General features: G+C 60.6%; 5 protein-coding genes and 2 pseudogenes. 2 read left to right on the forward strand and 5 right to left on the reverse strand.

Annotated features, from left to right (window positions below; all coding sequences use genetic code 11):
• Positions 1–3 precede the first annotated feature (3 nt).
• The 3 genes and pseudogenes from BG57_RS27280 to BG57_RS34370 all read right to left on the reverse strand — a co-directional run.
• Complete coding sequence (locus BG57_RS27280) at positions 4–1368, reverse strand: GntP family permease (protein ID WP_035969998.1); 1365 nt, start codon at positions 1366–1368, stop codon at positions 4–6.
• Between the two features lie 690 nt (positions 1369–2058).
• Entirely contained in the window at positions 2059–3225 is a 1167-nt protein-coding gene (locus BG57_RS33975; RefSeq protein WP_229754072.1) for a YadA family autotransporter adhesin, read from the reverse strand.
• Between the two features lie 4059 nt (positions 3226–7284).
• Positions 7285–8496: pseudogene (locus tag BG57_RS34370) on the reverse strand (cell surface protein); the annotation flags it as partial.
• Here BG57_RS34370 and BG57_RS33165 point away from each other — a divergent pair.
• Positions 8495–8650: a hypothetical protein gene (locus BG57_RS33165; RefSeq protein ID WP_160174758.1), complete on the forward strand. Its 156-nt coding sequence runs from the start codon at positions 8495–8497 to the stop codon at positions 8648–8650. The pseudogene BG57_RS34370 and the gene BG57_RS33165 sit on opposite strands and share 2 nt — an antisense overlap.
• A gap of 458 nt (positions 8651–9108) precedes the next feature.
• Here the strand turns inward: BG57_RS33165 and BG57_RS34375 are convergent.
• Positions 9109–9213 (reverse strand): annotated as a pseudogene (locus BG57_RS34375) (ESPR domain-containing protein); the annotation flags it as partial.
• A 558-nt stretch (positions 9214–9771) separates the two neighbouring features.
• Positions 9772–10836, reverse strand: coding sequence for a YadA family autotransporter adhesin (locus BG57_RS27295; protein ID WP_160174759.1), 1065 nt, complete (start codon positions 10834–10836; stop codon positions 9772–9774).
• On the opposite strand from BG57_RS27295, the gene BG57_RS33170 reads away from it, so the two are divergent.
• A partial coding sequence (locus BG57_RS33170; RefSeq protein WP_206539437.1) for a hypothetical protein occupies positions 10835–11147 on the forward strand: 313 nt, incomplete at its 3' end. The genes BG57_RS27295 and BG57_RS33170 overlap by 2 nt on opposite strands.

The following is an 11147-nucleotide window of genomic DNA, read 5'->3' on the forward strand; positions in this document are numbered from 1 at the left end:
TCCTTACACGACCGTCGCGAGCGCGAGGGTCAAACCCAGTCCCATGAGCGAGATGATGGTCTCCAGCAGCGACCATGTCTTGAACGTCTGCCCCACCGTCATCCCGAAGTATTCTTTGATCAGCCAGAAGCCGCCATCGTTCACGTGCGAGAAAATCAGCGAGCCGGAACCGGTCGCGAGCACGAGCAGCTCCGGGCTGACATGACCGCCCGCGGCCTGCGCGATCGGCGCGACGATGCCGCACGCGGTCGTCATCGCGACGGTGGCCGAGCCGGTTGCCAGACGGATCAGCGCGGCGACGAACCAGCCGAGCAACAGCGGCGACAGGCTCGCTTGTGTCGCGGTCGCAACGATCTGCTGCGAGATGCCGCTGTCACGCAACACTTGTCCGAAGCCGCCGCCCGCGCCGACGATCAGCGTAATGCCCGCGATCGGCGCCAGACAGTCGCCGCAGAACTTCTGAATCTGCTCGCGGTTGAAGCCCTGCTTTGCGCCGAAAGTCCAGAAGCTCACCAGCACCGCGATCAGCAGCGCGATATCCGATTGCCCGATGAAGCGCAGCAGATCGTTCGGCAGCGTCTTCGGCGTGAAGACGAGGTCGGCCCAGCTTCCGACCAGCATCAGGATGACCGGCAGCAAGATCGTGAACAGCGTGATGCCGAAGCTCGGCAGCTCCCGCTTCGACGCGCTGTCGCCATGCTTTTGCACGAACTGGTCCGCGAGCGCGTTAGTGTCCGGGAGCTTGATGTATCGATGAATCAGCAAGGCAAACAGCGGCCCCGCGACGATGGCCGTCGGCACACCAATGATCAATCCGTAAGCGATCGTCTTGCCGATATCCGCGTGATACGCCTGCACCGCGAGCAGCGCCGCAGGGTGCGGCGGAATCAGGCCATGCACGACCGACAGACCGGCGACCATAGGCAAACCGATCACGAGCAGCGACTTGCCGGTGCGGCGCGCGACGTTGAAAGCGATAGGAATCAGCAGCACGAAGCCGACTTCGAAGAACACCGGCAAGCCGACGATGATGGCGACGACCATCATCGCCCAATGGATGTTCTTCTCACCGAACAGGTTGATGAGCGTATTGGCGATGCGCTCGGCCCCGCCGGATTCCGCCATCATTTTGCCGAGCATCGTCCCCAAACCAACGACCACGGCGATGTGTCCGAGCGTGTTGCCATTGCCGGTTTCGAACGCCTTGACGATCTTGTCCATCGGCATGCCGACCGCAAGGCCAAGCAGCAGGGAAACGATCAAAAGGACGAGGAACGGATAAACCTTGTAGCGGGTGATCATCAGGATCAGAACCGCGATTGCGATGACTGCGTAGAGCAGCAGCATGCTCCCGTGGACGGCTGGCATGACGCCTCCTTGATTTTGTTGAGGTTATTCGCGCTTTAATGCGTTCGCCGTTGCTGCACCGCATTCAAAAGCGGTGTCCGACAAAGCGATGACGGGCGCTGGGCAACGGAATTCTACTTGTAAGCGCGCGAAATGACTGCTTTGGGCAGCCTAACGCGGGTTGCCGTGTGTGCCTACGACGCAGAGGCGGGGTTAAGGCGAAAAAAAAACCGACGTTCGATTGAACGTCGGTTTGGGGAAACGTCACGAGCCGCGATGGCTCGTTTCAATCTTAACGCGTTAACGCGCCGGCGCGGATCGTACCGCGCTGCTGCAAGTGAAGTCGAGTTGACGTGCACTGCTTCCGCCCTGCCTGACGCGGGAATCGTCCAGTGCTTGAACCGGGACAACCTGGCTACCTTGGCAGATTTCCGCAGCCTTGGCCATGCACGATTGCTGCGATTCAACGAGGCCGGAGCAAGTAACGCGATAGGCCTGCTGCTGTCCTGCGATGTTCAGCTTGTGTGCCGTGTGAGTCATGCCTGTGTCGGTCGTGCAGGCAGACACGAGCCCGAGAGCGGTAATTACCGCGATAAGAAGTTTCGACATCAAGTGAGTTCCAGCTAAGTCTGTACGAATGGAGGGCAGCGTCCGGGCAGCCCATGATGCGGACCGCCCGGACATCCGGAGCGTTAGCTCCGGACCCGCCTGTTACCACCGATACGAGGCATTTGCGCCATACACCGTTCCGCTACGAGTCGAACCCGCGCCAGCCTTCAGCACCAGGTTCTGCGTAACGCGCAGATTCACCGCGACCGCCGCTGCCGCATACCCTTGATACGTCGCAGCACCCACACCGACGGACATGTTCTTGTCCTGATCCATGTTCGGGATCATGGCCAATGCCGTAGCCGCAGCAATGCCGGAGTAGGCGTTGCGGCCCACTTCAGTGACGGACCCCTGCATGCCGCTCAGCGCGTTGTCTGTGTAGCTCTTGGACTCCGCGACCGCGTCGTTCAACTGGCTGACATTGACCAGATCCGTGCCTTCCGTACCGGCCTTCACGTTGGTGATCTGGCGCTCGCCGCCCGCAGAACCGACCGACACCGTGTTAGCGCGGTCGGCCACGGAACTCGCACCCAGGGCTACGGAATCGTCCGCCGTTGCCTGGCTGTTCGCGCCGATCGCTATCGAATTGGCACCGCTCGCAACCGCGCCTGCGCCGTGAGCAACAGAATTTTCACCCGTTGCCTTCGCGTTCGCACCGCTTGCCACCGAGTACCTGCCGCTTGCGACGGCCGCCTCGGTAACAGGATTGCCGTCCGCAGTGAAGAACGCATCGGTGGACGCAGCGACGGCGTTCTTCATCGCGTCGGAGAGTGCGTCCAATTGGGCCTTGTTGGCCAAATCGGTCGGCGCGACACCAGCGGCGACGTTGTGGATGGTCGTGCCGTCCTCACCGCTCAGCGTAATGCTGCTGTAGTCGGTTTCGCCCGTTGCGGTCGTGTCGAACGTGACGGCCGGCTTGAACGCACCGGTCTTGGCGTCAGTCGGCGCGATCTGCTTCAACTGCCCCACCGTGGCGACGTCATCATCATTGATACCGTCTGCAATGTGGGTGATCCGCAGATCGCCACCGGTCGCACTGCCGAAGGACACGGTGTTCTTCTCATCGGCCAAGGAGTTGGTACCGATCGCGACGGCGTTCTCGGCCGTTGCGCGGGCGTTACCGCCGATGGCGATGGAGTTCTTACCGGTTGCTTCCGAATCGGGCATGTCCTCATCCATGTTGGCATGGAAGTACTTCATGCCCTCGCCACCCGCCATGGTGCTCATCGTCGTCGACATGCTGGTGATGTCGTCGATGACGGTGCTCATGGCCGTCGACATCGAATTCATGCCGGTGGACAGCGAGCTGATACCCGTGGACAGCGAGCTGATGCTCGTTGACGTCGAGGTCGACAGCGAGTTGAAGCCGGTGGACAGCGAGCTGACGCCCGTGGACAGCGAGCTGACGCCCGTGGACAGCGATTCGATACCCGTCGACAGCGAGGTGACCGCGGTCGAAGTCGAGGTCGACAGCGAGCTGACACCCGTGGACAGCGAGTTGACGCCTGTAGACAGCGAGTCGAGAGCGGTCGAAGCCGAGGTCGACAGCGAAGTTACGCCCGTGGACAGTGAATCGACGGCCGTCGAACTCGAGGTCGACAGCGAGTTCACGCCCGTCGACAGCGAATCGACGCCCGTCGACAGCGAGTTGACTGCGGTCGAGGTCGAGGTCGACAGCGAGTTTACGCCCGTCGACAGCGAGTCGACACCGGTCGACAGCGAGTCGATGGCCGTGGAAGTCGAGGTCGACAGCGAGTTCACGCCCGTGGACAACGAGTCGATACCCGTGGACAGCGAGTCAACACCCGTGGACAGCGAGTTGATCGCAGTCGAAGTCGAGGTCGACAACGAGTTCACGCCCGTGGACAGCGAGTCAACGCCGGTCGACAGCGAATTGAACGCCGTCGAAGTCGAGGTCGACAGCGAATTCACGCCCGTGGACAGCGAGTCAACACCTGTCGACAGCGAATCGAATGCCGTCGAAGTAGAAGTCGACAACGAATTCACGCCGGTTGAGAGCGAGTCGATACCCGTCGACAGCGAGTCGACAGCGGTCGAAACCGAGGTCGACAGCGAAGTCACGCCCGTGGACAGTGAATCGACCGCCGTGGAGGTCGAGGTCGACAGCGAGTTCACGCCCGTCGACAGCGAATCGACGCCCGTCGACAACGAATTGACCGCAGTCGAAGTCGAGGTCGACAGCGAGTTCACGCCCGTGGAGAGCGAATCGACGCCCGTCGACAGCGAATTGACCGCGGTGGAGGTCGACGTCGACAGCGAGTTCACGCCCGTCGACAGCGAGTCAACACCCGTCGACAGCGAGTCAACACCCGTGGACAGCGAATCGATTGCCGTGGAGGTCGACGTCGACAGCGAGTTCACGCCCGTCGAGAGCGAGTCAACACCCGTGGACAGCGAATCGAATGCGGTCGAAGTCGAGGTCGACAACGAATTCACGCCAGTCGAGACCGAATCAACGCCCGTCGACAGCGAGTCAATCGCGGTCGAAGTCGAGGTCGACAGCGAAGTCACGCCCGTCGACAGCGAGTCAACACCCGTCGACAACGAATCGAATGCCGTCGAAGTCGAGGTCGACAGCGAAGTCACGCCCGTCGACAGTGAATCGACCGCCGTCGAGGTCGAGGTCGACAGCGAGTTCACGCCCGTCGACAGCGAATCGACGCCCGTCGACAGCGAATTGACCGCGGTCGAGGTCGACGTCGACAGCGAGTTCACGCCCGTCGACAGCGAATCAACACCCGTCGACAGCGAGTCAACACCCGTGGACAGCGAGTCGATCGCCGTCGAGGTCGAAATCGACAGCGAGTTCACGCCCGTGGACAGCGATTCGATACCCGTCGACAGCGAGGTGACTGCAGTCGAAGTCGAGGTCGACAGGGAGTTCACGCCCGTCGACAGCGAGTCAACACCCGTCGACAGCGAGTTGATCGCCGTGGAGGTCGACGTCGACAGCGAGTTCACGCCCGTCGACAGCGAGTCAACACCCGTGGACAGCGAGTCGATTGCGGTCGAAGTCGAAGTCGACAGCGAGTTCACGCCCGTCGACAGCGAATCGACCGCCGTCGAAGTCGAAGTCGACAGCGAGTTCACGCCCGTCGACAGCGAATCGACGCCCGTCGACAGCGAGTCGACTGCGGTCGAGGTCGAGGTCGACAACGAGTTGATGCCCGTGGACAGCGAGTCGACACCCGTGGACAGCGAGTTCACTGCGGTCGAGGTCGAGGTCGACAGCGAGTTCAGGCCCGTGGACAACGAGCTAACACCCGTGGAGAGCGAGCTGACACCCGTGGACAGCGAATTGAGACCCGTGGAAGTCGAGGTCGACAGCGAAGTCACGCCCGTGGACAGCGAGTCAACGCCCGTCGACAGCGAATTGACCGCAGTCGAAGTCGAGGTCGACAGCGAGTTCACGCCCGTGGACAGCGAGTCAACGCCCGTCGACAGCGAATTGACCGCAGTCGAAGTCGAGGTCGACAGCGAGTTCATGCCCGTGGACAGCGAGTCAACACCGGTGGACAGCGAGTTGATGCCTGCCGAAGTGGAGGTCGACAGCGACGTCACGCCCGTGGACAGCGAATTGACCGCCGTGGAAGTCGAGGTCGACAGCGACGTCACGCCCGTCGAAAGCGAAGTCACGCCCGTGGACAGCGAATTGACCGCCGTGGAAGTCGAGGTCGACAGCGAGTTCACGCCCGTCGAGAGCGAACTGACGCCCGTCGACAAGGAATTGGCCGCCGTGGAAGTCGAGGTCGACAGCGAGTTCACGCCCGTGGACAGCGAGTTAACACCCGTGGAGAGCGAGTTGACGCCCGTCGACAGCGAATTGATAGCCGTTGAGGTGGAGGTCGACAGCGAGTTCACGCCCGTGGACAGCGAGTCAACGCCCGTCGACAGCGAATTGATCGCGGTCGAGGTCGAGGTCGACAGCGAGTTCACGCCAGTCGACAGCGAGTTCACGCCGGTCGACAGCGAGTCGATTGCGGTCGAGGTCGAGGTCGACAGCGAGTTGACGCCCGTGGACAGCGAGTCAACACCCGTGGACAGCGAGTTGATGCCCGTCGAAGCCGAGCTCGACAGCGACGTCACGCCCGTGGACAGCGAATCTACCGCCGTGGAAGTCGAGGTCGACAGCGAGTTCACGCCCGTCGACAGCGAGTCGACGCCCGTCGACAACGAATTGATTGCCGTGGAAGTCGAGGTCGACAGCGAATTCACGCCCGTCGAGACCGAATTAACGCCGGTCGACAACGAATTGACCGCCGTGGAGGTCAAGGTCGACAGCGAATTCACGCCCGTGGACAGCGAGTCAACACCCGTCGAGAGCGAGTTGACACCCGTGGACAGCGAGTTAATCGCGGTGGAGGTCGAGGTCGACAGCGAGTTCACGCCCGTCGACAGCGAACTCACGCCCGTCGAGAGCGAATTGATAGCCGTGGAGGTCGACGTCGACAGCGAGGTCACACCCGTCGACAGCGAGTCGACGCCGGTCGACAGCGAGTTGATCGCGATCGAAGTCGAAGTCGACAACGAGTTGACGGTCGTCGAGACCGAATCGACACCCGTCGACAGCGAGTTGATGGCCGTCGAAGTCGAAGTGGACAACGAAGTCATGCCCGTGGACAACGAGTCGACCGCCGTGGAAGTCGACGCCGACAGCGAGTTCACACTGGTGGAGACCGAGTCGACGCCCGTCGACAGCGAATTGATCGCCGTGGAGGTCGAGGTCGACAGCGAGCTGACGCCCGTCGACAGCGAGTCGATGCCCGTCGACAGCGAGCTGACCGCAGTCGAAGTCGAGGTCGACAGGGAGTTCACGCCCGTGGACAGCGAGTTCACGCCCGTGGACAGCGAGTTCACGCCCGTGGACAGCGAATTGATTGCCGTGGAGGTTGAGGTCGACAGCGAGCTCACGCCCGTCGAGAGCGAGTTGACACCCGTCGACAGCGAGCTGAATGCGGTCGACGTCGAGGTTGACAGCGAGTTCAGCCCCGTCGACACCGAGTTCACGCCCGTGGACAGCGAGTCAACGCCAGTGGACAGCGAGTTGATTGCCGTCGAAGTCGAGGTCGACAGCGAATTCACGCCCGTGGACAACGAATTAACGCCGGTCGACAGCGAGTTCACGCCCGTCGACAGCGAGTTCACGCCCGTCGACAGCGAGACGACCGCCGTGGAGTTCGACGTCGACAGCGAGTTCAAACCTGTGGAGAGCGAGTCGACGCCGGCGGCGAGCGAGTCGAGGTCGCCATTCGAGCTCGACATGGCAGAGGACAGCGAGTCCAAGCCCGTGGACGTCGAACTTGACAGCGAGGTCAACTGGCTAAAGTTCACCGCATCCAGCGGGTCAGTGCCAGCCGCCACGTTCGTCACTTTCACCGCTGGACCGCCCGCGAGACCGAGCCTGACCGTCGAATGCGACGAGTCCGTGTACATCACCGCGTCTTTCAACACCGTCGACAAACCACCAATCGTGCTGTTCGTGGTGCTCAAACCGGACGACAACACCCCAATCGTGCTGTTGGTCGTTGTGAGGCCCGTCGACAGCGTGTTCGCCTCATTCGAAAGCGAAGTGATGTTGCTGTTGGTCGTGGAAAGCCCAGTGGACAAGCTGGTGATGGCGCTGTTAGCCGTGCTCAAACCAGTCGACAGCGAATTGATTCCAGTCGACGTAGACGTAGACAGCGAAACCACACCAGTCGAGAAACTATCGACCGCGCTGTTCGTCGTGCTCAAGCCGGTCGAAAGCGAGTTGACCGCCGTGTTGGTGGTGCTCATACCGCTCGACACGCCTGCGACCACTGCGTTCGTCGAGCTAAGGCCGGTCGAAACGCTCGTGATAGCAGTGTTCGTCGTGCTGAGTTCGCTCGACAGGCTGTTCACTTCCGTGACGGTCGCGCTGAGGCTCGCTGAGAAACTGTTTACGGCGGTATCGGTCGTGCTCAAGCTGAGCGACACGCTGCTCACTCCCGTCTGCACCGTGCCTGCGAACGTTGAAAGACTGTCAACTGAAGTCGAGACGGAGCTCAGAGTCGTAGACAGTCCGTTCACCACGCCTTGGGTAGTGCTCAGGCCCGACGAAAGGATGGTGATCTTGCTGCCGATGGTGCTCAGCGAACCCGAAAGACCGCTCACCGCGGCGCTGTTCGTGCTCGCGCTTGCGACGATGGAAGAGATCGACGTATTGAGTGTGCTCAAGCTTGCCGCGACCGGTGCCGTTGCGCTCGAGAGCGATGCAAACCCGGTAGTAAGCGACGTGAAATTCGAGTCTGCGAACGACGCAAGCGAATCGAAGCCGGTGGAAATGGAAGTAGACAGCGAGGTCAGATCCAGGTCGCCTTGGGTGATCAACGGTTCCAGCCCATCAGTCATCGTGGAGGAGTTCGCGATCGTTGCGCCGGTCTGATCCACCCTGCTCGCCACCGTCGACAGACTGTTCGACATTGAACTCCACGCCGTTGAAAGCGAGGTCAGACCCGAAGCGGGGTCGTTCGTGAGCTGAGTACTCAGCGAGTTCACCATGGTCGAGGCGCTTGTGGACAGCGAGTTCCACTTAGCCGGAATCGGGGCCAAGCTCGCGGAGACCGAATTAATCCCAGTGGACATCGAGCTGACGGCCGTAGAAAGCATCGTCGATACCGATCTCGATGTCCCGTCGGTCACAGCGAACGCCTGATTACCGTTGACCGCATGCGTGTCGCCGGCAGCTGTTACACCACCGCCGACATTGGAAAGCTTTGATTTAGTGAAATTTACGGAAGGTGCATTAAATGTAATTGCCTTATTGGCCCCGACGCCCCACTGTCCATAAGTTTCGATAAGGCTAGTGGCTGTTTGGAGGGGCACCGCGCCATAGCCGGTGGGACCGCCGCCAGCAGTAATCATCAGCCCGCCCGCGTTCCAGGTTTGACCGGAAACAGTCGTACAGTCAAGGCTCGTTAGGCCAGTCGGCGTATACCCGCTACTACTAGGACAGATCAAAAACGAGGGGGTATTCGTAATGGCCAAGGCCTGATCTCCTCCCGCGAGACCGAACATGACCGTCATCGAAGCGCCAATGGTAGTAGCCACCATACGCTTCTTTCTTATTAATGATACGTCCGCCGCAGCATCGTTCGGGTGAACCGATCCGCGGTCCACACCGGCAGAGGCCTGCTTGCCACGAGCCATCGCGGTTTCCGCAACCGCGACAAACGTACCTACACTTTCATTCCAAATACTGCGGTATGACTTATTCATAAACCGATTCGACTCACTTCATGCAAAGCGGCGCTTGCAGAGAAGAAAAATTAGAAACACCTTTGACCACGGAACAGAATATGCCAATGCGCCCGGGGCCTGAAGCGGACATATCCTAAAGTCCACTCGCCCACGGAAATGCGGCATTTGGGATTATTCTGATTGCGCATACATTCGATTCTCTTGTTCAAATCGACAGGTGTTGACTTTTCCCACCTAGGTATTTCCCAGCTTGCCAAGTAGCAGCAAATACACAACCGCACACATATGGATTAATGGAAACGGTGCACCTGTGCATCGCTGTCCGCACCAACTTTGATACTCAAAAAAAAGGCGACATATATGAACATATATATCGCCGTAATCCGTTGATTTATTTGGCGTGCTCGTTGCTGTCAGCAAGAAGACCGGGAGAACGATTGCTCCAAGCCAGATTTTGAAACGTGATTTGCGATCTCTTGTCTCGCTGACCGAGATTAGGAATTCGAACTGGAAAGCCAGGCGATCGAATCGCTCCTCGATCGCCTGTACCACCCAGAGTCTTACCTCAGGCCTGCTTTACCACTGGTATGCCGCGCCAGCGCCGTACACGTTGCCCGCACCGCTCAGACCCGCGCCCGCCTTCATCTTCACGTTCTGCGTAATCCGCAGGTTCACACCGAGAGCCGAAGCGCCATAGCCCTGGTAGCCCGCACCGCCCACGCCGACCGCGATGACCTTGTCCTTGTCGACATCAGGAATCATCGACAAAGCGGTAGCCGCCGCGACACCGGAATACGCCTTGCGCTGAACGTCAGTGATTGCGCCTTGCAGCTTATTGACGCGCAAGTCCGTGTAGCTATTGGCTTGCGATTTCGCGTCGTTCAACTGGTTGACGTTCACAGCGTCCGTACCTTGCGTACCTTCCGCCACGTTGGTGACCTGGCGCTCACCGCCGGCCGTGCCGACCGACACGGTGTTCGCACGATCCGCCACCGAGTTCTGGCCCAGAGCAACGGAGTTGTCCGCCGTTGCCTGGCTGCCTGCACCGATAGCCGTCGCGCCGTTGCCGCTGGCGATCGAGTTGGCCCCGGTGGCGACCGCGTTGGCGCCTGTTGCCTTCGCGTTCGCGCCGCTTGCCACCGCGTGCGTGCCGCTCGCCGTTGCTGCTTCCAGCGCACGATCACCGTCTGCGGCGAACATCGGGCTCGACTGCAACGAGAGGTTGTTGATCACGTCGGAGACTTGATCCAACTGCCGCACGTTGACCGCGTCAGTGGCCTGGACACCGTCTGCAACGTTGTGGACTACCGTGCCGGCGGTGCCATTGTTCAGCGAGATGCTGCTGTAGTCAGCCGTGCCATCCGCCTTGACGTCGTACGTCACCGCAGTGCGCGTCTTGCCATCGGGGCCGATCAGGCCCGTCTGCTTCAACTGGCCGACCGTGGCTGCGTCGTCGTTAGCGATACCGTCGGCAACGTGCACCAGACGGAGGTTGTCCGTGCCGCCGGCAGTGCCGAAGGAAACGGTGTTCGCCTGATCTGCCACCGAATTGTTACCAATGGCCACCGAGTTGTCGGCTACGGCACGAGCGTTGCCACCGATAGCGACCGAGTTCTTACCAGTTGCTTCGGAATCGGGCATGTCCTCGTCCATGTTGGCGTGGAAGTACTTAATGCCCTTGCCGCCTGCAATGCTGCTCATCGACGTCGAGATGCTGGTGACGTCGTCGATGACCGTGCTGATGGCCGTCGAGATCGAGCTGACGCCGGTGGAAAGCGAGGTGATACCCGTAGACAGCGAGTTGATACTGGTCGACGTAGAGCTCGACAACGAGGCGATGCCCGTCGACAGCGAGTCGATGCCCGTCGACAGCGAACTGACACCCGTCGACAGCGAGTCGACACCCGTGGACAGCGAATTGATTGCGGTCGAAGTCGAAGTCGACAGCGAGT

Source organism: Caballeronia grimmiae, from assembly GCF_000698555.1.
In the GTDB taxonomy this organism is placed as follows: domain Bacteria; phylum Pseudomonadota; class Gammaproteobacteria; order Burkholderiales; family Burkholderiaceae; genus Caballeronia; species Caballeronia grimmiae.